Here is a 24,210-nt window from a genome sequence, read left to right as displayed (position 1 = left end):
AAATGAAGCGTGCGAGCGTCACGCGCCGTGCACGCGTTGCTGCCGGCACTGCTCGAAAAGACAAATTGCCGCCGCAGCAGCCACGTTCAACGATTCCATCCCGCCCGGCTGCGGAATCGTCACGCGATGCGTCGCCGCGTCGCGCCAGCGCGCGGACACGCCCGCCCCTTCGTTGCCGAACACCCACACGACCGGCCCGGAAAGGTCGCATTCGTAGATTGCGCGCGCGCCATGCGAATCGGTCAGCGCGACCGGAACCGCGAGCCGCTCGATTAGCGTATCGGCGTCGACGTTCTCGTGGATGTCGAGCAGGAAATGCGCGCCCATCGCCGAGCGCAACACCTTCGACGACCACGCGTACGCGGTCCCCGGCGCGCAGAACACCTGCTGCACGCCCGCCGCGGCCGCGCTGCGCAGGATCGAACCGACGTTGCCCGCATCCTGCACGCCATCGAGCACGACCGACGTGTCCGCGACGCGCTCGGGCAGCGCGGGCGCCGGCCGCTCGACGAGCAGCAGCAGGCCGACGCCGTTGACGACGTTCGACAGTTGTCCGAACAACGCATCGGGCAGCGTGACGAGCCGCGCCGGCTCGACGCGCCCGACGATCTCGCGCGCCTCCGCGTGCGCGAGCGCGCCGTCGGTGACGACGCACAGCTCAGGCTGCCCGGCCGCATCGAGGTACGCGCTCGCGAGATGAAGCCCCTCGAGGAGCGCCTGGCCGCCGCGGCGCTGCTGATGGGTCGAGCCCGCGAGCGCCTTCAGACGCTTGTACAGCGGATTGTCACGGGACGTGATCGCTTTCATCGAATCAGATCGAGTGCCTCGCGCACCGGCGCGAACGAACGGCGGTGATGCTCGCACGGACCGTGCTCGCGCAGCGCCGCGAGATGTCGCGGCGTGCCGTAGCCGGCGTGCACGTTGAACCCGTACATCGGGAATAGTTCATGCAGATCGACGAGCATCCGGTCGCGCGTGACCTTCGCGAGAATCGACGCGGCCGAGATGCTCGGCACGAGCGCGTCGCCGCCGACGATCGCCTCGCTGCGAATCGACAGCGTCGGGCAGCGGTTGCCGTCGATCTTCGCGAGCGTCGGCCGCACCGCGAGTCCTTCGACCGCGCGCTTCATCGCGAGCATCGTCGCGTGCAGGATGTTGAGCGTATCGATCTCGTCGACGCTCGCCGATGCGACGCAGTACGCGAGCGAATGCGCGACGATCTCGTCGAAGAGCCGCTCGCGCTTCTTCGCTGACAGCGCCTTCGAATCGTCGAGCCCTTCGATCGGCGCCGCCGGATCGAGCACGACCGCCGCCGCGACGACCGGCCCGGCAAGCGGGCCGCGCCCGGCTTCGTCGACGCCGCAGACGATCTCGCCCGGCGCGTCGAAATCGAGCGCCGGCTGGGCCGTCGCACCGGCCGCGGCCTCACGTGGCTTGCGAGTCGCGGCCATCAGCGCGGCTTCCTGGCTTCGATCACGCGCGCAACGGCCTCGGCCGCGCGCTGCGCGGTGTTCTGGCGCAACGCAAGATGCATGTCGGTGAAGATTTCGGTGAGCGTACGGCGGTTCGCATCGTCGCGCAGCTGGGTGAGCGTCGCGTCAGCGAGTGCGTCGGGCGTCGCGAAATGCTGCAGCAGCTCGGGCACGACGAAGCGGCCCGCGAGAATGTTCGGTAGTCCGACGTACGGCAGATAGCCCTGGCGGCGCATGATCTGCCCCGTCAGCCAGGGCACCTTGTACGAGATCACCATCGGCTTCTTGAGGAGCGCCGCCTCGAGCGTCACGGTGCCGCTCTTCACGAGAATCGCATCGGCCGCAGTCATCGCGACTTGCGCGCGGCCCTCGGTCAGCGTGACCGACAGTTTCGGATGCGCATCGACGAGCGGCTGCAGCAGCTCGCGCAGCGCGGGCGTCGCGGCCGGCACGATGAAGCGCACGCCTGGCTCGCGCTGCTGCATCAGCTCCATCGCCGCGAAGAACGTCGGGCCGATCAGCTCGATCTCCGAGCGGCGGCTGCCCGGCAGCACCGCGATCACGGAGCCGCTTTCCGGCAGGCCGAGCGCGATCCGCGCGCCGTGCATGTCGGGTTCGAGCGGAATCTCGTCGGCGAGTGGATGACCGACGAACGTCGCCGCGACGCCGGCCTTCTCGAGCAACTCGGGCTCGAACGGGAACAGGCACAGCATGTGGTCGACGGCCTTGACGATCTTCTTGATGCGTCCGCCGCGCCACGCCCAGATCGACGGGCACACGAAGTGGATCGTCGGAATGCCGGCGCCGCGCAGCGCCTGTTCGAGACCGAAGTTGAAATCGGGCGCGTCGATGCCGACGAACGCGTCGGGCGGCTCCGCGAGCAGTTGGCGCTTCAGCTCGCCGCGAATGCGCAGGATCTCGGGGATGTGCTTGAGCGCCTCGATGTAGCCGCGCACCGCGAGTTTTTCCATCGGCCAGTGCGCGTCGAACTCGACGGCGGTCATGCGCGGCCCGCCGATCCCGTAATAGCGGGACGATGCGGGCAGCTGCGCGTGCAGCCCGCCGAGGAGCGACGCGCCGAGCAGATCGCCCGACGGCTCGCCCGCGACGAGCGCGACGCGCAGCGGTGTGGGTTGGAACGCCATCGCGTCAGCGAATGATGCCGCGCTGCGACGTTTCGACGAAGTCGACGAGCGCCTTGACGGCCACATCGCCGTCGCCGCCCGCTTGTGCGAGCTCGCGCAACTGGACCTTCGCCTCTTCGAGCGACAGACTGTTCTTGTACAGGATCCGATACGCACTGCGCAGCGCGGAAATCGCATCCGGCGAGAAGCCGCGGCGGCGCAGCCCCTCGACGTTGACCCCGTGCGGCTCGGCCTTGTTGCCCGCAGCGATCACGAACGGCGGAATGTCCTGCACGAGCGCCGACGCGCCCCCCAGCATCGAATGCGCGCCGATCCGCACGAACTGATGGACCCCCGACATCCCGCCGACGATCGCCCAGTCGCCGATTTCGACGTGGCCCGCCATCTGCGCGTTGCTCGACAGGATCACGTGGCTGCCCACGCGGCAGTCGTGGCCGATGTGGACGTACGCCATGATCCAGTTGTCGTCGCCGAGCGTCGTGACGCCCGCGTCCTGCACGGTGCCCGTGTGGATCGTCGTGAATTCGCGAATCGTGTTGCGATCGCCGATCACGAGCTTCGTCGGCTCGCCCTGGTACTTCATGTCCTGCGGGCGGCCACCCACCGACGCGTAATGGCCGATGCGATTGTCTTCGCCGATCGTCGTATGGCCTTCGATCACGCTGTGCGAACCGACCGTGGTCCGCGCGCCGATCGTCACGTTCGGACCGACGACCGCATACGGGCCGATCTCGGCCGTCTCGTGGAGCTGCGCGCCCGGCTCGATGACCGCCGTGGGGTGAATCCTGCTCATGCGCCGTTGCCTCTCAATGTGTGTGTCGCGTTGCGTAGCCGTTGCGTGCCGCGCGCGCTCAGGGCGCCGCGTCGGCCGTCTTGACCGTGCACATCAGCTCGGCTTCCGCCGCGACCTTGCCGTCCACTTCCGCGACGGCCTTGAACTTCCAGATGCCGCGAATGTAACGCTCGAACGTCACGTTCAGGATCAGCTGGTCGCCCGGCTCGACGACGCGCTTGAAGCGCGCGTTGTCGATGCCGACGAAGTAATACAGCGTGTTCTCCGGATCCTTCGGTTCCGCCTCGGCGAACGTGAGGAGCGCGGCCGCCTGCGCGAGCGCCTCGATGATCAGCACGCCCGGCATCACCGGCCGCTTCGGAAAGTGGCCCGTGAAGAACGGCTCGTTGACCGTCACGTTCTTCAACGCTTTGATGGACTTGTGCGGTTCGAGTTCGAGCACGCGATCGACAAGCAGAATCGGGTAGCGATGCGGCAGCAGCGTGAGGATCTTGTGGATGTCGAAGTTGATTTTTTCAGTGCTCATGATGGTTCGTCTCACGCAATGGCTGCGCGGTGATGACTGCAAATGCTGATGCGGGCCGCATCGGGGAAAGCGGCGCGCGGTTCGGTCGATCGGCGCGCCGGGCAGCCTGCGAGCGCTGCCCGGCGCTGCCCGGTCGACGTGAAATCATGCGCCGTCGGCGCCGCCGTCCCGTGCGGTCAGCGCAGTTTCGAGCGCCTTGATCCGATCGCGCAACTTGTCGAGGTTGCGCACGAGCGCCGCGCTCCTGTTCCAGTCGCCGTGCTCGACGGCCGGAAACGCGCTCGTATAGATACCCGCCTTCGGCAACGACTTCGATACGCCCGACTTCGCGGTGACGATCACGTCATCGCCGAGCGTCACGTGCCCGGCGATGCCGACCGCGCCGCCGATCATGCAATGCCTGCCGATCGTCGTGCTGCCCGCGATGCCCGCGCAGCCAGCGATCACGGTGTACGCGCCGATCCGGCAGTTGTGGCCGATCTGCACGAGGTTGTCGATCTTCACGCATTCCTCGATGACGGTGTCCGCCATCGCGCCGCGGTCGATCGTCGTGTTCGCGCCGATCTCGACGTCGGGACCGACCTTCACGCCGCCGACCTGCGGAATCTTGACCCAGGCGCCCGTGCGCGCGTCGCCTTCGCCGACGAAATCCGGCGCGAAGCCGAAGCCGTCGGAGCCGATCACGGCGCCCGAATGGACGATCGCGCGCGGCCCGAGCGTGCAGCCGTAATAGATCGTGACGTTCGGATACAGGTGCGAGTCGTCGCCGATCCGCGTGCCGCGGCCGACGAACGCGTTCGCGTCGAGCTGCACGCGTTCGCCGATCACGGCGCCCGCCTCGACGGTCACGTGCGGGCCGATCACGGCGCTCGCCGCGATTTGCGCGGCGGGATCGATCGTCGCGCTCGGATGCACGCCCGCGGCGCGCTGCGGCGCGGCGAGATCGATGAACATCTGCGCGACGCGCGCGAAATAAGCGTAGGGATTCGGCGTGACGATGAAATGGCGGCCGTTTGCGGCCGCGCCGAGCTTCTCGAGATCGCGCGGCGCGATCAGCACCGCGGCGGCGCGCGTCGTCTCGACCTGCGCCAGATACTTCGGATTCGCAAGGAACGCGAGCTGCTGCGGGCCCGCCTGATCGAGCGGCGCGAGACCGCCGACCTCGCGCCGGCCGTCGCCGACGATCTCGCCGCCGAACCGCGCGACGAGCGCCTCAAGCGTCAATGCCATTCGACGTTCGCTCCGTTCAGTTCGACAGGCTGGAAGGCGATGCGAGCGCCTTCAGCACCTTGTCGGTGATGTCGATGCGCGGACTCACGTACACTGCTTCCTGCACGATCAGATCGTAGTTCTGCTGCTCGGCGATCTGCTTGATCACCTTGTTCGCCTTGTCGAGCACCGCCGCGAGCTCTTCGTTGCGGCGCTGGTTCAGATCCTCGCGAAACTCGCGCTGCTTGCGCTGGAAATCAGTGTCGAGCTGCGAGAGATCGCGCTGCTTCTGTGCGCGGTCGGCGGCCGACATCGCCTGGCCGTTCTTGTCGAGCGAATCGGACAACGACTTCAGGCGCGCGGCCATGTCCTGCAGATCCTTGTCGCGCTTCGCGAACTCGGCCTCGAGTTTCGTTTGCGCGGCCTTCGCGGGCGCCGACTCGCGCAGGATCCGGTCCGAATTGACGGCCGCGATGCGCGCGACGTCCTGCGCATGCGCGACCGTCGCGCCGAGCGCGGTGGCAAGCGCCAGCGCGCACATCACTCGTTTCGAAAACTTACCGGTAAGCAAGATTACCCTCTCGATGCTGTAGTCAGTGCCTGATCGATCAGAACGCCGTCCCGATCTGGAACTGGAATTTTTGATATTGATCGCCTTCGTGCTTCTGCAGCGGGAAACCCAAGCTCAGCTTGAGCGGCCCGATCGGCGAAATCCACGCGAGACCGATACCGTAGCCGTAGCGCAGGCCGTTCGCGCCCGTGCTCGTGCCGCCCGGGGCATTGCCCCAGACGTTGCCGCCGTCGAGGAACGTGAACACGCGCAGCGTACGGTCGTAGCCCGTGCCCGGCAGCGGGAACGTCAGCTCGATGTTGCCGACGATCATCTTCGAGCCGCCGATCGGATCGTTCGTCTTGGTGTCGCGCGGGCCGAGCGAGCTCGGCTCGTAGCCGCGCACGGAGCCGATACCGCCCGCGTAGTAGTTCTTGAAGATCGGGTACGGATTGCCGATGCCGTTGCCGTAACCGCCTTGCAGGTTCAGGCCCAGGATGAAGCCGCGCGCGAACGAATAGTAGTACTGCGCCTGCACGTCCGCTTTGTAGTACTGGATCTTGCCGACCGGCACGCCATATTCGATGTTCGCCTGCGTGAAGTAGCCGCGGCTCGGGATCAGCGCGCTGTCGCGCGCGTCGCGCGACCACGCGACGGTCAGCGGCACCGTGTTCGACACGCGGCCGAACTGCTGCACGTAGTCCTGATACGACTGCGGCGTGTTCGAATCGACATCGAGACGGTTCTGCTCGAAGCCCGCGCCGAAGTACACGGTGTCGGTTTCCGAGAACGGGATGCCGAACTTCAGGTTGCCGCCCGCCGTGATGATCCGGAAGCTCGAATTCGTCGAGTAATAGAGCGGCTGGTACGTGCGGTAGAACACATCGGTGATCCGCTTGATGCCGTCGACCGTGAAGTACGGGTCGACCTGCGTGACGGTCAGCGTGCGGTAGCTCTTCGCGGTGTTCACGTTCACCGAGAGGCTCGTGCCCGAGCCGAACACGTTGTCCTGCGAGATGCCGGCCGACAGCACGACCTTGTCCGTCGACGAGAAGCCCGCGCCGAGCGTGATCGCACCCGTCGGCTTTTCGGCGACCTTCACGTTCACGTCGACCTGGTCGTTCGTGCCTTCGACGGGCACCGTCGTCACGTCGACGTCGGTGAAGTAGCCAAGACGATTGATCCGGTCCTTCGACAGCGCGAGGCGGCCCGAATCGAACCACGAGCTCTCGAGCTGACGCATTTCGCGGCGCACCACTTCGTCGCGCGTGCGCGTGTTGCCGACGATGTTGATCCGGCGCACGTACACGCGCCGGCTCGGATCGACGACGAGCGTGAGGCCCACCTTGTGCGTCGCCTGGTCGATCTCCGGCTGCGCGTTCACTGTCGCGAACGCATAGCCGTATTGACCGAGCTTGTCGACGATCGCCTTCGTCGTCTGCTGCAGTTTCTCCGCCGAGAAGCGGTCGCCCGGCTTGACCTTGACGAGCTTCTCGAGCTCCGCCTGGCGGTCCAGCAGATTGCCCGCGAGCTTCACGCTCGATACCGTGTACGGCTCGCCTTCGTGCAGCGTCACCGTCAGGTACATGTCCTTCTTGTCCGGCGAGATCGACACCTGAGTCGACTCGATGTTGAACTCCAGATACCCGCGGTTCAGGTAGTACGAGCGCACGTTCTCGAGGTCGCCCGTCAGCTTTTCCTTCGAGTACAGATCGTTCTTCGTGTACCACGAAAACCAGTTCGGCGTCGACAGCTGCATCTCGTCGCGCAGCGTACCCGTGCTGAACGTCTTGTTGCCGATGAAGTTGATCTGGCGGATCTTCGCGCTCGGGCCTTCGGCGACCGCGAACAGAATTGACACGCGGTTCGCGTCGACCGGCGTGACCGTCGTCGACACTTCCGCCGCGTAGAAGCCGCGCGTCAGGTACTGGCGCTTCAGCTCCTGCTCCGCCTTGTCGACGAGCGCCTTGTCGTAGTAGCGGCCCTGCGACAGGCCCACGGCCCTCAGCGCCTTGTTCAGGTTGTCCTTGTCGAATTCCTTGATGCCGGTGAAATCGATCGAGGCGATCGCAGGACGCTCCTGCACCTGGACGATCACGACGCCGCCCTGCGTCGCGATCCGCACGTCGTTGAAGAAACCCGTCGCGTACAGCGCGCGAATCGCTTCGGATGCCTTGTCGTCGGTGAACGTGTCACCCTGCTTGATCGGCAGGTACGCGAACACGGAACCCGCTTCGACGCGCTGCAAGCCTTCGATCTTGATGTCCTGCACCACGAAGGGCGCCGTTGCGTGTGCCGCGAGACCATGCGCGGCGAGCGCCGCGGCAGCAACCGTCTTAGGTACGAAGCGATGAGGTTTGAACAACATGCATCCCCAGTGTTTAAGCTTGCATCAGATCAGGCGGCCGCCCTTGCGGCTGCCGCCCGACGCGTCAAAAATGAATTAACCGAGCCAGATCGTTGAACAGCGCGATCGCCGACAATGCGACGATGCAGATCAATCCCGCTCTTTGCAGAATCAGTTGCCAGCGCTCCGATACAGCCTTGCCGGTCGCGGCTTCAACCAGATAATATAACAGATGCCCCCCGTCCAAAACGGGAATCGGCAGCAAGTTCAGCACGCCGAGGCTAATGCTGACAAGGGCGAGAAACGATAGGAACGCCGACCATCCGAGCCGCGCGCTCTTGCCTGCATAGTCCGCGATCGTCACCGGCCCGGACAGATTCTTCAGCGACGCTTCGCCCGTCACCATCCTGCCGAACATCTTCAGCGAGTACACCGCGATGTCCCACGTGCGCCGTGCGCCGAGCTCCACGCTCTCGAGCGCGCCGTAGCGCACGTCGACGGATGGCGTCCTCAATGCGAGCGCCGCGCCGATGCGGCCCACTTCCTTGCCCGTTTCGTCGTCGCGCTTCGCTTGCGGAACGATCGACACCGTGCGCTCGACGCCCGCGCGCTCGATCCGCAGCGACAGCGTGCGGCCCGCGTGCGCCTTCACGTCGTCGATGAAGCGCGTCGAGCCGCCGATGCGCGCGCCGTCCAGCGCGACGAGCTTGTCGCCCGGCTGCAGCCCCGCTTGCTGCGCGGCACCGCCCGGCAGCACCGACGTCACCGTCAGCGAACCGCCGCCCGGCTCGAAGCCGAGATGCGCCATGAAATCGTCGTCGACCTCGCGATCGGCGATGCCGCGCAGATCGACGCGGAAATCGTACGTCGCGCCGTCGGCGCGATTGCGCGCGCCGAGCACGATGTCCTTATGGTCGAATGCGGCGCCGAGCAGCTTCCAGCGCAGCTCGGACCATGAGCGCACCGGCTCCGCCTCGCCGCCACGCGCGTCGCGGATCGACACGATCGTTTCGCCGCCGTCGAGGCCCGCGACCGCAGCGGGCGTGCCGGCCGCGGGCGGCGCGACGATCGCCGCGGGCTCCGTCACGCCGGTCGCGAACACGAGCGAAAAGAGCGCGATCGCAAGCAGGAAATTCGCGATCGGCCCTGCCGCGACGATCGCGATGCGCTTGCCGACCGATTGCCGGTTGAATGCGCGCGGCAGCTCATCCGCGCGAATGCCGTCGCCGGGATCGCGCTCGTCGAGCATCTTCACGTAGCCGCCCAAGGGCAGCGCGGACAGCGTCCACTCGGTGCCCGTCTTCTTGCTGACCCAGCGCGCGACGGGCGCGCCGAAGCCGATCGAGAAGCGCAGCACCTTGACGCCGCACCAGCGCGCGACGCGGTAATGCCCGTACTCATGCACGACGACCAGCACGCCGATCGCCACTGCGAATGCGATCAGTTCGACCAGCACGTTCATGACAGCCCCATTCAGACGGTGCGCTCCACGCCGGGCGCGCTCAGCTTTTCGATGAACGCCATCGCCGCGCGGCGTGCGTCGGCGTCGGCCTCGACGACATCGTCGAGGCCGCTCGGCGTGCGGTTGGAGAGTCCGCTCAGCACGGCCTCGACCGTATGCGCGATCGCCGTGAAGCGGATGCGGCACGACAGGAATGCGTCGACCGCGATCTCGTTCGCCGCATTGAGCGCCGCGCTCGCGACGCCGCCCGCCTCGAGCGCCTGGATCGCGAGCGCGAGACACGGGAAGCGAGCGTAGTCGGGCTTCTCGAACGTGAGCGCCGCGATCTGCGCGAGATCGAGCTGCGCGACGCCCGCGTCGACGCGCTCGGGAAATGCGAGCGCGTGCGCGATCGGCGTGCGCATGTCGGGATTGCCGAGCTGCGCGAGCACCGAGCCGTCGCGATACGACACGAGCGAGTGGATCACGCTCTGCGGATGGATCAGCACGTCGATGCGCTCGCCCGGCAGGCCGAACAACCAATGCGCCTCGATCACCTCGAGGCCCTTGTTCATCATCGTCGCCGAGTCGACCGAAATCTTCCGGCCCATCACCCAGTTCGGATGCTTGCATGCCTCGTCGGGCGTCACGTCGGCGAGCGTCGCGGGCTCGCGCGTGCGGAACGGGCCGCCCGACGCGGTCACGATGATCTTCGCGATCCCGCCGTGCTCGGCCGCGTCGCGCGGCATGCACTGGAAGATCGCGTTGTGCTCGCTGTCGACGGGCAGCAGGATCGCGCCATGGTCGCGCACCGCGTCCATGAAGATCGCGCCCGACATCACGAGCGATTCCTTGTTCGCGAGCAGGACGCGCTTGCCCGCGCGTGCGGCGGCGAGGCTCGGCGCGAGCCCCGCCGCGCCGACGATCGCCGCGACGACCGTGTCGCAGCCGTCGCTCTTCGACACGTCGACGAGCGCCTGCCTGCCGTGCGCGACCTGCGTCTTGCTGCCCGCGGCGCGCAATTGCGCTTCGACCCGTGCAGCGGTTTCGGCGTCGCCGACCACCGCGACGTCGGGCGCAAAGCGCAGACACTGGGCGACGAGCTTGTCGCCGTTGCGGTGAGCCGTGAGCGCGTGAACCGCGAAGCGCTCCGGATGACGCGCGACAACGTCGAGCGTGCTGTCTCCGATCGAGCCCGTCGAACCGAGCAATGTCAGACGTTTTTGCATAATGGTGTCTAGTTTTAACCGAGCAGCAGCAGTGCGAGCGGCAGCACGGGCAGCAGCGCATCGACGCGGTCGAGCACGCCGCCGTGGCCCGGCAGCAGGCCGCTCGAGTCCTTCACGCCCGCCTGGCGCTTCAGCAGCGACTCGAACAAGTCGCCGATCACGCTGAACGCGACGAGGAGCGTCAGCGCCGCAAATGCGCCCGCCGCGCCGTAATGCGCGACGAACGCCGAATAAAGGGTCGGTTCAAAGGCGTGCGCCGCGACGGCCGCGCCAGCGACGATCATCACCGCGAGCCAGCCGCCCGCCGCGCCTTCCCAGGTCTTGCCGGGGCTGACGGACGGCGCGAGCTTGTGCTTGCCGAACCCCTTGCCGGCGAAGTATGCGCCGATATCGGCGAGCCACACCACCAGCAGCAGCGACAATACGAAGGGTACGCCTTCCGCGCGCGCCGCGACGAGTGCATGCCAGCATGCGGCAAAGACGACGAGGCCCGCCACGAGCAGGAACGGCTTCCACGCGCGTTCGGCGAGCGCCGGCTTGCGCCAGAGCGCATACGGGCCGGCCAGCAGCCAGAACACGCCCGCCGCCTCGAAGAGCGGCCGCGCGGCCTGCGCGCCGATGCCGAGCCGCGTGCTCGCCGCGAGCGCGAGCGCCGCGACGATCGCATAGACGACCGAGCCGACTCCGCCCAGCTTCAGCAACCGCCCCCATTCCCACGCGGCGAACACGAGCACGAGTGCGATCAGTGCGCCGAACGCGGAAAGCGGCGCGTACAGCGTCACGGGCAGCAGCACTGCCAGCAGCACGAGCGCCGTGATGACACGGATCTTCAGCATGAAAGAGAGTCGGCGTCCTGAGCCTGGGGTTCGAGCTGCGCGCTCGTGCGGCCGAAGCGGCGTTCGCGGTGCGTGTACGACGCGAGCGCCTCGGCGAGCGCGTTTGCGTCGAAATCCGGCCAGAATTTGTCGGTGAAGTAGAACTCGGTGTACGCGAGCTGCCAGAGCAGGAAATTGCTGATCCGCTGTTCGCCGCCCGTGCGGATGAAGAGATCCGGCTCCGGCGCATAGGCCATCGCCAGATGGCGGGCGAACGCGTCCTCGTCGACTTCGGCCGCGCGCCCTTCTCGCGCCGCCTCGTCGACGAGCTTCTGCGTCGCCTGCAGGATGTCCCAACGGCCGCCGTAGTTCGCGGCGATCGTCAGCGTGAGGCGCGTGTTGCGCGCGGTCTTCGTTTCCGCGCGCCGGATCAGCGCCTGGATGCGCGGTTCGAACTTCGACAGATCGCCGATGACGCGCAGCCGGATGCCGTTCGCGTGCAGTTTGCCGACCTCGCGCTCGAGCGCGGTGATGAACAGGCGCATCAGGAACGACACCTCGTCGTTCGGCCGGCGCCAGTTCTCGGAGCTGAACGCGAAGAGCGTCAGGTATTCGACGCCCGCCCGCGCGCATCCTTCGACGACCGAGCGCACGGCGTCGACGCCGCGCGTGTGCCCTGCGACGCGCGGCAGGCGGCGCTCGGTCGCCCAACGGCCGTTGCCGTCCATGATGATCGCGATGTGACGCGGCACGGCGGCGGCGTCAGGCACGCGAACGGTAGAGCTGGTATAAGTCATGGCCGCTGAGACTGTGGCTGCAGGAAAAAGTGCGACAAGGCGGCGTCAGACCGTCATGATCTCCGCTTCCTTGCTCTGGACGAGCTTGTCGATCTCCGCGACGTGCTTGTCGGTCAGCTTCTGCACGTCGTCGCCCGCGCGGCGCTCGTCGTCCTCGGAGATTTCCTTGTCCTTCACGAGCTTCTTGAGCGCTTCGTTCGCGTCGCGGCGCAGATTGCGGATCGCGACCTTCGCGGTCTCGCCTTCGCTCTTGACGACCTTCGTCAGCTCGCGGCGGCGCTCTTCCGTCAGCGCCGGCATCGGCACGCGGATCAGGTCGCCCGCCGTCGCCGGGTTCAGGCCCAGGTCGGCTTCGCGGATCGCCTTCTCGACCTTCGCGACCATGTTCTTTTCCCACGGCTGCACACCGATCGTGCGCGCGTCGACGAGCGTCAGGTTCGCGACCTGCGAGATCGGCACCATCGAACCGTAGTAGTCGACCTGCACGTGATCGAGCAGACCGGTATGCGCACGGCCCGTGCGGATCTTCGCCAGATCGTTCTTGAACGCTTCGATCGAGCGCTGCATCTTCTGCTCGACGCCCTTCTTGATATCAGCGACACTCATTTCAACCTCCGAACCTTCCGAACTTCAAAACGATGCGGGCAATGGCCAAAGGCGGCGCACGGCGCCGCCGCTTCCCGCATCGGCGAGAGTTTACACGTGGACGAGCGTGCCCTCGTCCTCACCTTGCACGATACGTTTGAGCGCACCCGGCTTGTTGATCGAAAACACGCGAATCGGCAGCTTCTGGTCGCGGCAGAGCGCGAACGCCGTCGCGTCCATCACCTGCAGGTTGCGGCCGATCGCTTCGTCGAAGCTGATCGACGAGTAGCGCGTCGCGGACGAATCCTTCTTCGGATCGGCCGAATAGACGCCGTCGACCTTCGTCGCCTTCAGCACCACTTCGGCGCCGACTTCCGAGCCGCGCAGCGCGGCCGCCGTGTCCGTCGTGAAAAACGGGTTGCCCGTGCCCGCCGCGAAGATCACCACCTTGCCCTCCTCGAGCTGGCGGATCGCGCGCGGGCGGATGTACGGCTCGACCACCTGGTCCATCCGCAGCGCCGACTGCACGCGCGCCTCGATGCCCGCGTGGCGCATCGCGTCCTGCAGCGCGAGCGCGTTCATCATCGTCGCGAGCATCCCCATGTAGTCCGCGGTCGCGCGATCCATGCCGGCCGCACCGCCCGCGACGCCGCGGAAGATGTTGCCGCCGCCGATCACGACCGCGAGTTGCGTGCCGAGACGCACGACTTCCGCGATGTCGGCAACCATCCGCTCGATCGTCGCACGATTGATGCCGAAGGCATCGTCGCCCATCAGCGCTTCGCCGGAAAGTTTGAGGAGGACGCGTTTATAGGCATTGGGCATAGGGACTTCCGAGCGACGAGAGGATGACAAGCACGAACTGTAGGGGCGAAATGCTGATTCGAGCAAGCGCCGCCGGGCCGGGCTGGCTGAAAGCCCCGTCCGGCGGCGCTGCCGGCCGCGGCGGAACGGTCGTCCGCCGCGGGTCAAGCGTACTGCTGGTTACCGCTTTTACGACTGGTTACTGCTGCTTGGCCGCGGCGACCTGCGCGGCCACTTCCGCCGCGAAGTCGTCCTGACGCTTCTCGATGCCTTCGCCGACGACGAAGAGGGCGAACTTCTGCACCGCCGCATTCGCGGCCTTCAGCATCTGCTCGATCGTCTGCTTGTCGTTCTTCACGAACGGCTGGTTCAGCAGCGATACTTCCTTCAGGAACTTCTGGACGCTGCCGTCAACCATCTTCGCGACGATCTCGGCCGGCTTGCCCGATTCCGCGGCCTTCTGCTCGGCGACGCGGCGCTCCTTCTCGATCAGCTCGGCGGGGACTTCGTCAGCCGACAGCGAGACTGGCTTCATTGCCGCGACGTGCATCGCGACGTCCTTGCCGACCTGCTCTTCCGCGCCCGTGTACTCGACGATCACGCCGATGCGGCTGCCGTGCAGGTACGTCGCGAGCTTGTTCGACGTCTCGACGCGCACGAAGCGGCGGATCGAGATGTTCTCGCCGATCTTGCCGACGAGTGCGAGGCGCACTTCGTCGACCGTCTTGCCGTCGAGCGGCAGCGCCGACAACGCGGCGACGTCGGCCGGGTTCTGCGTCGCGACGAGTTCGGCGATGGTCTTCGCGAACGCGTTGAAGTCGTCGTTCTTCGCGACGAAGTCGGTTTCGCAGTTCAGTTCGACGAGCGCGCCCGCATGGGCGCCGACGAACGATGCGACGATGCCTTCCGCCGTCACGCGTGACGCGGCCTTGCTGGCCTTGTTGCCGAGCTTCACGCGCAGCAGCTCTTCAGCCTTGCCCATGTCGCCGTCGGCTTCCGTCAGCGCCTTCTTGCATTCCATCATCGGTGCGTCGGTCTTCGCGCGCAGTTCTGCCACCATGCTTGCGGTAATTGCCGCCATCATTCGCTCCTTGAGTCTGTATTCACAACGCCGCCCGCACTTCGACGCAGGCGGCAGGCATTCGTTTCCGGGCATTCGCGCATTTTTCGCTCGGCGTCGGCCCGGATCGGCCGCCCGAAAAAAAGCGGCTTAAAAAAAGGGGGCCTGTTGAGAGCCCCCTTTTTGCGCCGGCTCGGGGCCGGTTACGCGTTTTCCTCGACGTATTCGTCGTCGCCGCGCGCCGCCTGGACCACTTCGTTGACCGCGTTCGCACGGCCTTCGAGGATCGCGTCGGCCACGCCTTCGGCGTACAGCGCGACAGCCTTGCTCGAGTCGTCGTTACCCGGGATCACGTAATCCACGCCTTCCGGCGAGTGGTTCGTATCGACCACGGCGATGACCGGCACGCCGAGCTTGTTCGCTTCGGTCACGGCGATCTTGTGGTAGCCGACGTCGACGACGAAGATCGCATCCGGAATGCCGCCCATGTCCTTCACGCCGCCGATCGACTTCTGCAGCTTCGCGATTTCGCGTTCGAACAAGAGCGCTTCCTTCTTGCTCATCTTCTCGAGCTCGCCCGCCTCGACCGACGCTTCCATGTCCTTCAGGCGCTTGATCGATACCTTCAGCGTCTTGAAGTTGGTCAGCATGCCGCCGAGCCAGCGTGCGTTCACGTACGGCATGCCCGCGCGCAGCGCTTCCTGGGCGATCGTGTCGCGCGATTGGCGCTTCGTGCCGACGAAGAGGATCGTACCCCGATTCGCTGCGAGCTGACGCACGTACTTCAGCGCGTCGTTGTACATCGGCAGCGTCTTTTCGAGGTTGATGATGTGAATCTTGTTGCGGTGACCGAAGATGAAGGGGGCCATCTTCGGGTTCCAGAAGCGCGTTTGGTGACCGAAGTGGACACCGGCTTCCAGCATTTGGCGCATCGTGATTGCCATTTGTATATTTCTCCACGAGGGTTTGGGTCTTAAGCCGGCTGCCGTATCATGGCGCGACGGCGGGCACTGTCCCGCTCCGTTCGCGCCGCGACACCCTGGGTGCGCCGGCTTGCGATTCGGCGCGCGCCTCGAAAACCACTCGAAAGCTTCGCGCCGCCAGCCTTCGCCGCAACCGCCGCGCCTCGAACGAAAACGCCAACGAACTCCAACCGTTTCCGTGCCAGGCAAAAATAGCGATTTCAGCGCCGACTTAGCCAATAAGTATAGCACGCGGGTATGACGGCTCTCAAGTCGCCCGCCGCCTATCGCCCGCGGACGCCCGCACGGCCCGCCACGCAACGACTTCCGCGCGGCCCGCGCCACCGTGCCGGATTTCGCGCCGCGCCCGCCCGCAAAAGGCTGCGACAGCAGGAATAAGGTGCGATAATTATCAAATTCACCGCATTTCAGGCACCGACTCATGGCCATTACGCTCAAAAACGAACACGACATCGCACAGATGCGCATCGCCTGCCGTCTCGCGAGCGAAGTGCTCGACTACATCACGCCGCTCGTCGTCGCGGGCGTGACGACGGGCGAGCTCGATCGCCTCTGCCACGAGTACATGGTGAACGTGCAAGGCACGGTCCCCGCGCCGCTCAACTACCAGCCGCCCGGCTACCCGCCGTTCCCGAAGGCGGTCTGCACGTCGGTCAACGACGTGATCTGCCATGGCATCCCGGGCGACAAGACGCTCAAGAACGGCGACGCGCTCAACATCGACGTCACCGTCATCAAGAACGGCTATTTCGGCGACACGAGCCGGATGTTCATCATCGGCGAAGGCTCGATCCTCGCGAAGCGCCTCGTGCAGACCACCTACGAATGCATGTGGCTCGGCATCGATCAGGTGAAGCCCGGCGCGCATCTCGGCGACATCGGCCACGCGATCCAGAAGCACGCGGAGGCGCAGGGCTACAGCGTCGTGCGCGAATACTGCGGCCACGGGATCGGCACGGTGTTCCACGAGGATCCGCAGGTCGTCCACTACGGGCGGCCGGGCACCGGCATCGAACTGAAGCCCGGCATGATCTTCACGATCGAGCCGATGATCAACGCCGGCAAGCGCGACATCCGCACGATGCCCGACCAGTGGACCGTCAAGACCCGCGACCGCAGCCTGTCCGCGCAGTGGGAGCATACGATCCTCGTGACGGACACGGGCTACGACGTGCTGACGGTGTCGGCCGGCACGCCCGCGCGGCCGACGTTCGCTGCGCCGGCCGCCGCGGTCTGAGCGCCGCCGCGCGCCGCGTCCCGTTCCGTCCGCTTCGCCCAATTAATTAGCCAGGTAGCCGCCCGCGTCGCCGCGCGCCCCCCGTTCAACCGCCCAATCCGATCGCCGTCCATGAGCGCCTCCGTCGCCGCGCCGCCTCCCGCGCTGTCGCGCAAAGCCGAATTCAAGGCCGCGAAGGCCGGGTTGCTCGCGCGCTTCAAGACCGCGGCCAACGTCACGCCGCTGATGCATGCGCTGTCGCGCGCGACCGACGACGCGCTGCGCCACCTCTGGCAAGCGTGCGGGCTGCCCGCGACGCTCGCGCTCGTCGCGGTCGGCGGCTACGGGCGCGGCGAGCTGTCGCCGCATTCGGACGTCGACATTCTCGTGCTCCTGCCCGACTCGCACGCGAGCGAGCTCGACGAGCGGATCGAGCGCTTCATCGGGATGGCGTGGGATCTCGGGCTCGAGATCGGCAGCAGCGTGCGCACCGTCGATCAATGCATCGAAGAAGCGTCGCAGGACGTCACCGTGCAGACGTCGCTACTGGAAGCGCGCCGCATCGTCGGCAGCACCGCGCTCTTCGAGCGCTTCACGCTGCGCTATCGCGAGGCGCTCGACGCGCGCGCGTTCTTCCAGGCGAAGGTGCTCGAGATGCGCCAGCGCCACGCGAAGTTCCAGGACACGCCGTACAGCCTCGAGCCGAACGTGAAGGAAAGCCCCGGCGGCCTGCGCGATCTGCAGACGATCCTCTGGATCGCCCGCGCGGCGGGCTTCGGCAGCAGTTGGCGCGAGCTCGACACGCGCGGGCTCATCACCGATCGCGAGGCGCGCGAGCTGCGCCGCAACGAAGGTTTCCTGAAGACGCTGCGCGCCCGGCTGCACGTGATCGCCGGGCGCCGGCAGGACATCCTCGTGTTCGATCTGCAAACGCAGGCGGCCGAGAGCTTCGGCTACCGGCCGACGCACGCGAAGCGCGCGAGCGAGCAGCTGATGCGACGCTATTACTGGGCCGCGAAGGCGGTCACGCAGCTCGCGACGATCCTGATCCAGAACATCGAGGCGCAGCTCTTCCCGGCGACGAGCGGCGTCACGCGCGTGCTGTCGCCCGGGCGCTTCGTCGAGAAGCAGGGGATGCTCGAGATCGCCGCGGACGACGTGTTCGAGCGCCACCCGGACGCGATCCTCGAAGCGTTCCTGCTGTACGAGGCGACGCGTGGCGTGAAGGGCCTGTCCGCACGCACGCTGCGCGCGCTCTACAACTCGCGCGACGTGATGAACAACGCGTGGCGGCGCGATCCGCGCAACCGCCGCACGTTCATGCAGATCCTTCAGCAGCCGGAAGGCATCACGCACGCGTTCCGCCTGATGAACCAGACGAGCGTGCTCGGCCGCTATCTGCTGAACTTCCGGCGAATCGTCGGCCAGATGCAGCACGACCTGTACCACGTGTATACGGTCGATCAGCACATCCTGATGGTGCTGCGCAACATCCGCCGCTTCGCGGTCGCCGAGCATGCGCACGAATATCCGTTCTGCAGTCAGCTGATCGTGAACTTCGAGCGGCCGTGGGTGCTGTACGTCGCCGCCCTCTTCCACGACATCGCGAAAGGCCGCGGCGGCGACCACTCGACGCTCGGGATGGCCGATGCGCGGCGCTTCTGCCGCGAGCATGGGATCGCTGGCGACGACGCGGCGCTCGTCGCGTGGCTCGTCCAGCATCACCTGACGATGAGCCAGGTCGCGCAAAAGCAGGACACGAGCGATCCGGATGTGATCAAGCGCTTCGCCGATCTCGTCGGCAGCGAGCGGCGCCTGACCGCGCTCTACCTGCTGACCGTCGCCGACATCCGCGGCACGAGTCCGAAGGTGTGGAATACGTGGAAAGGCAAGCTGCTCGAGGATCTCTATCGCTCGACGCTCGCGGTGCTGGGCGGCGCGCAGCCCGACGCGCATTCCGAGCTGAAGACGCGGCAGGAAGAGGCGCTCGCGCTGCTGCGCCTCGAAACCGTGGCGCCCGATGCGCACCGCGCGCTGTGGGATCAACTCGACGTCGGCTACTTCCTGCGCCACGACGCGGCCGACATCGCGTGGCAGACCCGCGTGCTGTACCGGCACGTCGAAGCCGACACGGCGATCGTCCGCGCGCGGCCGTCGCCCGTCGGCGACGCGCTGCAGGTGCTCGTCTACGTAAAGGACCGCTCGGACCTGTTCGCGGGAATCTGCGCGTACTTCGACCGCAACGGGCTGTCGGTGCTCGACGCGCGCGTGAACACGACGCGCCACGGCTACGCGCTCGACAACTTCATCGTCACGCAGACCGAGCACGACGTGCAGTACCGAGACATCGCGAACCTCGTCGAGCAGCAGCTCGCCGCGCGCCTCGCCGAATCGGCGCCGCTGCCCGAGCCGTCGAAGGGCCGGCTGTCTCGGCTGTCGCGCACGTTCCCGATCACGCCGCGCGTCGACCTGCGGGCCGACGAGCGCGGCCAATACTACATTCTGTCCGTGTCCGCCAACGACCGGCCGGGTCTTCTTTATTCGATCGCGCGCGTGCTGGCCGAGCACCGGGTCGGCGTCCATGCGGCGCGGATCAATACGCTCGGCGAACGCGTCGAGGACGTCTTCATGCTCGACGGTACCGGTTTGTCCGACAATCGTCTGCAGATCCAAGTCGAAACCGAGTTGCTGCGCGCGATCGCAGTGTGAGTGTGTTCCAGCGTTTATGCGCACAAAATTGACCGTCAAGAATCCGCGGCCGGCGACACCCGGCCGCGCCCCCGTCCGCTCCGGCAGCCTCACCGCGCGCAAGGTCGCGCGGCCCGACGCGAAAGCGGCGGGCGAGAAACCCATGGCGCCGAAGTCCGCGGCCAAATCCGCCGGGAAGCCCGCCGCGAAGCCGTCGGCACCGCGAGGCGCCGCGACCGCCGCGCCGAAGCGCGCGGGCGCGCCGTCGCGTCCGACTGCGGCGTCCGAAGGCAAACGCGTCACGAAGCCGCGCACTGCGGATGGCGCGGCCCGCCCGAGCGGCGAGCGTACGTCGGCGAAGCGCGCCGGCGCTCCCGGTGCCGCAGCCGGCGGACGCGCCCGCCGTACGGACACGAAGTCCGAGCGCCGCCCCGCCGATCGCGGCGGGCAACGCGACGAACGACCGTCGCGCAGCACGGACGCACGTTCGTTCGATCCGGGCGCGCGCGGCAAAGGCCGCGCGGAGCGCGACACGACGAAACCCGCCGGCACGCGCGGCGCGGCCGACGCCAAGTTCGGCGGCGCGTCCCGGCCCCCACCGCGCCAGTCCGACGACCGCGCGCCACGCGCGAACGGCCGCACCGCGCGCGATGCCGCACCCTCGTCGTTCGCGGGCAAAGGCGCGGCAGGCGGCAAGCGTGCGCCGCAGCGCGCCGACGATCGCTACGGCGCCCCCGCCAAACGCGCGCCTTCGCGCGCCGCGCACTCCGACGAACGCAAGGCGCCACGCGAGCGCACAGCCGACGATCGCCGCCCCGCCGCCCGGGCAACGACGGGTCCCGCGCTCAAAGTCGCTCAGCCGATCAAGCGTCGCGCGACCAGCTCCGGCGAATCCGCGGCACACGTCGACCGCGGCGACGAAACGGGCCTCGTGCGCCTGTCGAAGCGCATGTCGGAGCTCGGCCTCTGCTCGCGCCGCGAGGCGGACGAATGGATCGAGAAAGGCTGGGTGCTCGTCGACGGCGAGCGCATCGACACGCTCGGCTCGAAGGTGCGCGCCGACCAGCGCATCGAGATCGACTCGAACGCGCGCGCCGCGCAGGCGGCGCAAGTGACGATCCTGCTGCATAAACCGGTCGGCTATGTGTCGGGCCAGGCGGAAGACGGCTACGCGCCCGCCGCGACGCTCGTCACGCGCGAGAACCACTGGAGCGGCGACCGCTCGCCGCTGCGCTTCTCGCCGCTGCACCTGCGCGCGCTCGCGCCCGCAGGCCGGCTCGACATCGATTCGACGGGCCTGCTCGTGCTGACGCAAAACGGCCGTGTCGCGAAGCAGCTGATCGGCGAGCAATCCGACATCGACAAGGAATATCTGGTGCGCGTGCGCTTTGGCGAACGCATGGCCGACGTCGACCAGCACTTCCCCGCCGAGTCGCTCGCGAAGCTGCGCCACGGCCTCGAGCTCGACGGCGCGCCGCTCAAGCCCGCGATGGTCAGTTGGCAGAACGGCGAGCAGTTGCGCTTCGTGCTGCGAGAAGGCAAGAAGCGCCAGATTCGCCGGATGTGCGAGCTCGTCGGCCTCGAAGTGATCGGCCTGAAGCGCGTGCGGATGGGCCGCGTGATGCTGGGAGCGCTGCCGCAGGGCGAGTGGCGCTACCTCGGGCCGGACGAGTCGTTCTGAACGAAGCGGCCGCGCGGCGGGCGGCCGCGCGGTAGTTGCCCGGCTTTCGCCACGAGAAAACGCCCGCAACCGCGGTAATGCCGTTCAGTTGAGATCAAAAAGGCCGCTCCGATTGATACCGGAGCGGCCTTTTTCCGTGGTTCTGCAAGGCTAGGCCACTGCGAACCACGCTTAACTGAACGGCATTACCGCAACCGCGGGCGTTTTCGTTTCCGCTCTGCCATCGTCGCGACGCCCCGGCGCGCGCCGCTTTGCAGCCTCAGTCATCCGACTGCGCGTCGAGCCCCGGAAACAGCACGTCGGTGAAGCCGAACTTCGAGAAATCGGTGATCCGCATCGGATAAAGCTTCCCGATCAGGTGGTCGTACTCGTGCTGGACCACCCGTGCATGAAAGCCCTCCGCGATACGCTCGAGCTTCGCGCCGAACTGGTCGAAGCCGCTGTAGCGCACGCGCCGGTAGCGGCTCACGACGCCGCGCAGCCCCGGCACCGACAGGCAGCCCTCCCAGCCCTCTTCCATGTCGGGCGGCAGATATTCGACCGTCGGATTGACGAGCACGGTCTCCGGCACGGGCGGCGCCTCCGGATAGCGCTCGCTGCTGCCAAAGCCGAAGATGATCACCTGCAGCCCGACACCGAGCTGCGGCGCGGCGAGCCCCGCGCCGTTCGCATGATGCATCGTCTCGAACATGTCCGCGACGAGCGCGTGCAGCTCGGGCGTGTTGAATGCTTCGACCGGCTTGGCGACCTCCAGCAAACGCTGATCGCCCATCTTCAGAATCTCGCGAATCATCGCGCGTGGCCCTCCAGAAGTTTGTGCATGCCCTCTTCGTCCAGCACCGGAATGCCGAGTTCCTCGGCCTTCGCGAGCTTGCTGCCCGCATCGGCGCCGGCGACGACGTAATCGGTTTTCTTCGACACCGAGCCCGCAACCTTCGCGCCCGCCGCCTCGAGCATCTCCTTCGCCGCGTCGCGCGTGAGCGTCGGCAGCGTGCCCGTCAGCACGACGGTCTTGCCCGCGAGCACGCCTTGCGGCGCGCGCGGCGCGGGCGGCCCTTCGGGCCACGTGACGCGGCCCGGCGCGCGCAGTTGCTCGATCACCGTGCGATTGTGCTCCTCGGCGAAGAACTGATGGATCGATTCGGCGACGATCGGCCCGACGTCGTTGACCTCGAGCAACGCTTCGATCGACGCGTCCATGATCGGATCGAGCGAGCCGAAATGCTTCGCGAGATCCTTCGCCGTCGATTCGCCGACGTGCCGGATCCCGAGCGCGTAGACGAAGCGCGCGAGCGTCGTGTGCTTCGCCTTGTCGAGCGAATCGATCAGGTTCTGCGCGGACTTCTCCGCGAAGCGGTCGAGCTCGACGAGCGTCGAGAAACCGAGGTTGAACAGATCCGCCGGCGTGCGCACGAGGTTCTGCTCGACGAGCTGGTCGATGATCTTCTCGCCGAGCCCGTCGATGTCGAGCGCGCGGCGCTGCGCGAAGTGCCACAGCGCCTGCTTGCGCTGCGCGGGACAAAAGAGCCCGCCCGTGCAGCGCGCGATCGCCTCGTCCGGCAGCCGCTCGATCCGCGATCCGCATTCGGGACACGCCGTCGGCATCACGAATTCGCGCGCATCCGCCGGTCGGCGTTCGAGCACAGCCGACACCACCTCGGGAATCACGTCGCCCGCGCGGCGCACGATCACCGTGTCGCCGATCCGGATGTCCTTGCGGCGCACTTCGTCTTCGTTGTGCAGCGTCGCGTTCGTGACGGTCGCGCCGCCGACGAACACGGGCTCGAGGCGCGCGACCGGCGTGATCGCACCCGTGCGGCCGACCTGCACGTCGATCGCGACGAGCTTCGTCAGCGCCTCCTGCGCGGGGAACTTGTGCGCGAGCGCAAAACGCGGTGCGCGCGACACGAAGCCGAGCCGCTCCTGCTCATCGCGACGGTTCACCTTGTAGACGACGCCGTCGATGTCGTACGGCAGCGACTCGCGCCGCGCGCCGACCGCGTGGAAAAACTCGAGGAGACCCGCCGCGCCGCGCACGACCGCGCGCTCGCGGTTCACCGGCAGCCCGAGCGTCTCGTACCAGTCGAGGAGGCCGCCGTGCGTGTCGGGCATGTCGACGCCGTCGAGCATGCCGATCCCGTAAGCGAAGAACGACAGCGGCCGCGACGCGGTGATCTTCGAATCGAGCTGCCGGAGGCTTCCCGCCGCCGCGTTGCGCGGGTTCGCGAACTCGCGCTGGCCCGCCGCGCGCTGACGTTCGTTCAGGCGCGCGAAATCGCGCTTGAACATCAGCACTTCGCCGCGCACGTCGAGCACGCGCGGCACGTGCTTGCCCTTCAGCTTCAGCGGGATCGAGCGGATCGTGCGGATGTTCCGGGTGACGTCCTCGCCCGTCGTGCCGTCGCCGCGCGTCGACGCTTGCACGAAGCGGCCGTCCTCGAAGCGCAGCGAGACCGCGAGGCCGTCGAACTTCAACTCGCACGCGTACTCGACGGGATCGGTCACGGTGCCGGCGAGGTCGGCCGCCTTGTCGAGGCCGTCGGCCACGCGCTTGTCGAACGCGACGACGTCTTCGTCGGCAAAGCCGTTGTTGAGCGAGAGCATCGGCGTGTCGTGCATGACGGGCGTGAAGCCGCTCGCGACTTCGCCGCCGACCCGCTGCGTCGGCGATTCGGGCGTGACGAGATCGGGGTGCTCGGCCTCGATTTGCTGCAGCTCGACGAAGAGGCGATCGTACTCGGCGTCGGGCAGCTCCGGCTGGTCGAGCACGTAATAGGCGTAGTTCGCCCGCTCGAGCTCGGCGCGCAGCCACGCGGCACGCTTCGCCGGCTGGCTGGCGGGCGGTTCAACTGGGGATCGGGCCATGCTG

The 24,210-nt window shown here is 67.2% G+C and carries 21 protein-coding genes; 3 read left to right on the top strand and 18 right to left on the bottom strand.

From position 1 onward, the window contains the following. Window positions 1–18: 18 nt before the first annotated feature. From WS70_RS07595 to rpsB, 16 genes are all read right to left on the bottom strand, one after another. Window positions 19–807: a TrmH family RNA methyltransferase gene (locus WS70_RS07595; protein ID WP_059470500.1), complete on the bottom strand. Its 789-nt coding sequence runs from the start codon at window positions 805–807 to the stop codon at window positions 19–21. Next, entirely contained in the window at window positions 804–1,451 is a 648-nt protein-coding gene (gene rnhB / locus WS70_RS07590; RefSeq protein WP_059470499.1) for a ribonuclease HII, read from the bottom strand. Before rnhB ends, WS70_RS07595 begins: the two co-directional genes overlap by 4 nt. Then, entirely contained in the window at window positions 1,451–2,617 is a 1,167-nt protein-coding gene (gene lpxB / locus WS70_RS07585) for a lipid-A-disaccharide synthase (RefSeq protein WP_059597127.1), read from the bottom strand. Before lpxB ends, rnhB begins: the two co-directional genes overlap by 1 nt. Before the next feature lie 4 nt (window positions 2,618–2,621). Next, complete coding sequence (gene lpxA, locus WS70_RS07580) at window positions 2,622–3,410, bottom strand: acyl-ACP--UDP-N-acetylglucosamine O-acyltransferase (protein ID WP_059597128.1); 789 nt, start codon at window positions 3,408–3,410, stop codon at window positions 2,622–2,624. A gap of 58 nt (window positions 3,411–3,468) precedes the next feature. Then, window positions 3,469–3,936 (bottom strand): 3-hydroxyacyl-ACP dehydratase FabZ, encoded by a 468-nt coding sequence (gene fabZ, locus WS70_RS07575; RefSeq protein WP_006026072.1) that lies wholly within the window; start codon window positions 3,934–3,936, stop codon window positions 3,469–3,471. Window positions 3,937–4,080: 144 nt separating this feature from the next. Further along, window positions 4,081–5,166 carry a UDP-3-O-(3-hydroxymyristoyl)glucosamine N-acyltransferase gene (gene lpxD, locus WS70_RS07570; protein WP_059597129.1) on the bottom strand — a complete coding sequence of 362 codons (1,086 nt, stop codon included), beginning with the start codon at window positions 5,164–5,166 and terminating at the stop codon, window positions 4,081–4,083. A 16-nt stretch (window positions 5,167–5,182) separates the two neighbouring features. Then, window positions 5,183–5,686, bottom strand: coding sequence for an OmpH/Skp family outer membrane protein (locus WS70_RS07565; protein ID WP_059597130.1), 504 nt, complete (start codon window positions 5,684–5,686; stop codon window positions 5,183–5,185). Window positions 5,687–5,753: 67 nt separating this feature from the next. Beyond that, window positions 5,754–8,063, bottom strand: a complete 2,310-nt coding sequence (gene bamA, locus WS70_RS07560) for an outer membrane protein assembly factor BamA (RefSeq protein ID WP_059470494.1) — start codon at window positions 8,061–8,063, stop codon at window positions 5,754–5,756. 64 nt (window positions 8,064–8,127) lie between these two features. Then, complete coding sequence (gene rseP / locus WS70_RS07555; RefSeq protein WP_059470493.1) at window positions 8,128–9,504, bottom strand: RIP metalloprotease RseP; 1,377 nt, start codon at window positions 9,502–9,504, stop codon at window positions 8,128–8,130. An 11-nt stretch (window positions 9,505–9,515) separates the two neighbouring features. Then, a complete protein-coding gene (locus tag WS70_RS07550; protein WP_059597131.1) occupies window positions 9,516–10,712 on the bottom strand; it encodes a 1-deoxy-D-xylulose-5-phosphate reductoisomerase in 1,197 nt (398 codons plus the stop codon). Between the two features lie 14 nt (window positions 10,713–10,726). Next, window positions 10,727–11,548, bottom strand: a complete 822-nt coding sequence (locus tag WS70_RS07545) for a phosphatidate cytidylyltransferase (protein WP_059597132.1) — start codon at window positions 11,546–11,548, stop codon at window positions 10,727–10,729. Next, window positions 11,542–12,324: an isoprenyl transferase gene (locus WS70_RS07540; protein WP_059470490.1), complete on the bottom strand. Its 783-nt coding sequence runs from the start codon at window positions 12,322–12,324 to the stop codon at window positions 11,542–11,544. The genes WS70_RS07545 and WS70_RS07540 overlap by 7 nt, the downstream gene beginning before the upstream one ends. A gap of 45 nt (window positions 12,325–12,369) precedes the next feature. Continuing rightward, entirely contained in the window at window positions 12,370–12,930 is a 561-nt protein-coding gene (gene frr, locus WS70_RS07535) for a ribosome recycling factor (protein ID WP_059470489.1), read from the bottom strand. A gap of 90 nt (window positions 12,931–13,020) precedes the next feature. Further along, a complete protein-coding gene (gene pyrH / locus WS70_RS07530) occupies window positions 13,021–13,734 on the bottom strand; it encodes a UMP kinase (protein WP_010104618.1) in 714 nt (237 codons plus the stop codon). 178 nt (window positions 13,735–13,912) lie between these two features. Next, window positions 13,913–14,794: a translation elongation factor Ts gene (tsf, locus tag WS70_RS07525; protein ID WP_059470488.1), complete on the bottom strand. Its 882-nt coding sequence runs from the start codon at window positions 14,792–14,794 to the stop codon at window positions 13,913–13,915. Between the two features lie 182 nt (window positions 14,795–14,976). Then, complete coding sequence (gene rpsB, locus WS70_RS07520) at window positions 14,977–15,717, bottom strand: 30S ribosomal protein S2 (RefSeq protein ID WP_059470487.1); 741 nt, start codon at window positions 15,715–15,717, stop codon at window positions 14,977–14,979. Window positions 15,718–16,177: 460 nt separating this feature from the next. Here rpsB and map point away from each other — a divergent pair, with 460 nt between their 5' ends. The 3 genes from map (at window position 16,178) to WS70_RS07505 (ending at window position 21,341) form a co-directional block, all read left to right on the top strand. Next, window positions 16,178–16,993 (top strand): type I methionyl aminopeptidase, encoded by an 816-nt coding sequence (gene map, locus WS70_RS07515; protein WP_059470486.1) that lies wholly within the window; start codon window positions 16,178–16,180, stop codon window positions 16,991–16,993. A gap of 111 nt (window positions 16,994–17,104) precedes the next feature. After that, window positions 17,105–19,681: a [protein-PII] uridylyltransferase gene (locus tag WS70_RS07510; RefSeq protein ID WP_059470485.1), complete on the top strand. Its 2,577-nt coding sequence runs from the start codon at window positions 17,105–17,107 to the stop codon at window positions 19,679–19,681. 16 nt (window positions 19,682–19,697) lie between these two features. Further along, the gene (locus WS70_RS07505) at window positions 19,698–21,341 is read left to right on the top strand and encodes a pseudouridine synthase (RefSeq protein WP_108033912.1); all 1,644 of its coding nucleotides are present in this window, start codon (window positions 19,698–19,700) and stop codon (window positions 21,339–21,341) included. A gap of 259 nt (window positions 21,342–21,600) precedes the next feature. On the opposite strand, the gene def is transcribed toward WS70_RS07505, so the two are convergent. Next, complete coding sequence (gene def / locus WS70_RS07500) at window positions 21,601–22,134, bottom strand: peptide deformylase (RefSeq protein ID WP_059470484.1); 534 nt, start codon at window positions 22,132–22,134, stop codon at window positions 21,601–21,603. Beyond that, on the bottom strand, window positions 22,131–24,206 hold the full coding sequence (gene ligA / locus WS70_RS07495; RefSeq protein WP_059596513.1) for an NAD-dependent DNA ligase LigA: 2,076 nt from the start codon (window positions 24,204–24,206) through the stop codon (window positions 22,131–22,133). The genes def and ligA overlap by 4 nt, the downstream gene beginning before the upstream one ends. Between the last annotated feature and the right edge of the window lie 4 nt (window positions 24,207–24,210).

This window comes from Burkholderia mayonis (assembly GCF_001523745.2).
Classification (GTDB): domain Bacteria; phylum Pseudomonadota; class Gammaproteobacteria; order Burkholderiales; family Burkholderiaceae; genus Burkholderia; species Burkholderia mayonis.
The sequence above is the reverse complement of the archived record's forward strand: the minus strand, read 5'-3'. Positions and strand labels throughout refer to the sequence as shown.

What these genes read in the sequence shown, in the direction of transcription:
- pyrH (WP_010104618.1), bottom strand. Translation starts at nt 13,734, where the DNA reads ATGCCCAATGCCTATAAACGCGTCCTCCTCAAACTTTCCGGCGAAGCG.
- ligA (WP_059596513.1), bottom strand. Translation starts at nt 24,206, where the DNA reads ATGGCCCGATCCCCAGTTGAACCGCCCGCCAGCCAGCCGGCGAAGCGT.
- lpxB (WP_059597127.1), bottom strand. Translation starts at nt 2,617, where the DNA reads ATGGCGTTCCAACCCACACCGCTGCGCGTCGCGCTCGTCGCGGGCGAG.
- WS70_RS07550 (WP_059597131.1), bottom strand. Translation starts at nt 10,712, where the DNA reads ATGCAAAAACGTCTGACATTGCTCGGTTCGACGGGCTCGATCGGAGAC.
- rpsB (WP_059470487.1), bottom strand. Translation starts at nt 15,717, where the DNA reads ATGGCAATCACGATGCGCCAAATGCTGGAAGCCGGTGTCCACTTCGGT.
- def (WP_059470484.1), bottom strand. Translation starts at nt 22,134, where the DNA reads ATGATTCGCGAGATTCTGAAGATGGGCGATCAGCGTTTGCTGGAGGTC.
- lpxA (WP_059597128.1), bottom strand. Translation starts at nt 3,410, where the DNA reads ATGAGCAGGATTCACCCCACGGCGGTCATCGAGCCGGGCGCGCAGCTC.
- WS70_RS07565 (WP_059597130.1), bottom strand. Translation starts at nt 5,686, where the DNA reads ATGTGCGCGCTGGCGCTTGCCACCGCGCTCGGCGCGACGGTCGCGCAT.
- rnhB (WP_059470499.1), bottom strand. Translation starts at nt 1,451, where the DNA reads ATGGCCGCGACTCGCAAGCCACGTGAGGCCGCGGCCGGTGCGACGGCC.
- rseP (WP_059470493.1), bottom strand. Translation starts at nt 9,504, where the DNA reads ATGAACGTGCTGGTCGAACTGATCGCATTCGCAGTGGCGATCGGCGTG.
- frr (WP_059470489.1), bottom strand. Translation starts at nt 12,930, where the DNA reads ATGAGTGTCGCTGATATCAAGAAGGGCGTCGAGCAGAAGATGCAGCGC.
- WS70_RS07510 (WP_059470485.1), top strand. Translation starts at nt 17,105, where the DNA reads ATGAGCGCCTCCGTCGCCGCGCCGCCTCCCGCGCTGTCGCGCAAAGCC.
- fabZ (WP_006026072.1), bottom strand. Translation starts at nt 3,936, where the DNA reads ATGAGCACTGAAAAAATCAACTTCGACATCCACAAGATCCTCACGCTG.
- WS70_RS07540 (WP_059470490.1), bottom strand. Translation starts at nt 12,324, where the DNA reads ATGACTTATACCAGCTCTACCGTTCGCGTGCCTGACGCCGCCGCCGTG.
- map (WP_059470486.1), top strand. Translation starts at nt 16,178, where the DNA reads ATGGCCATTACGCTCAAAAACGAACACGACATCGCACAGATGCGCATC.
- bamA (WP_059470494.1), bottom strand. Translation starts at nt 8,063, where the DNA reads ATGTTGTTCAAACCTCATCGCTTCGTACCTAAGACGGTTGCTGCCGCG.
- WS70_RS07505 (WP_108033912.1), top strand. Translation starts at nt 19,698, where the DNA reads ATGCGCACAAAATTGACCGTCAAGAATCCGCGGCCGGCGACACCCGGC.
- tsf (WP_059470488.1), bottom strand. Translation starts at nt 14,794, where the DNA reads ATGGCGGCAATTACCGCAAGCATGGTGGCAGAACTGCGCGCGAAGACC.
- lpxD (WP_059597129.1), bottom strand. Translation starts at nt 5,166, where the DNA reads ATGGCATTGACGCTTGAGGCGCTCGTCGCGCGGTTCGGCGGCGAGATC.
- WS70_RS07595 (WP_059470500.1), bottom strand. Translation starts at nt 807, where the DNA reads ATGAAAGCGATCACGTCCCGTGACAATCCGCTGTACAAGCGTCTGAAG.
- WS70_RS07545 (WP_059597132.1), bottom strand. Translation starts at nt 11,548, where the DNA reads ATGCTGAAGATCCGTGTCATCACGGCGCTCGTGCTGCTGGCAGTGCTG.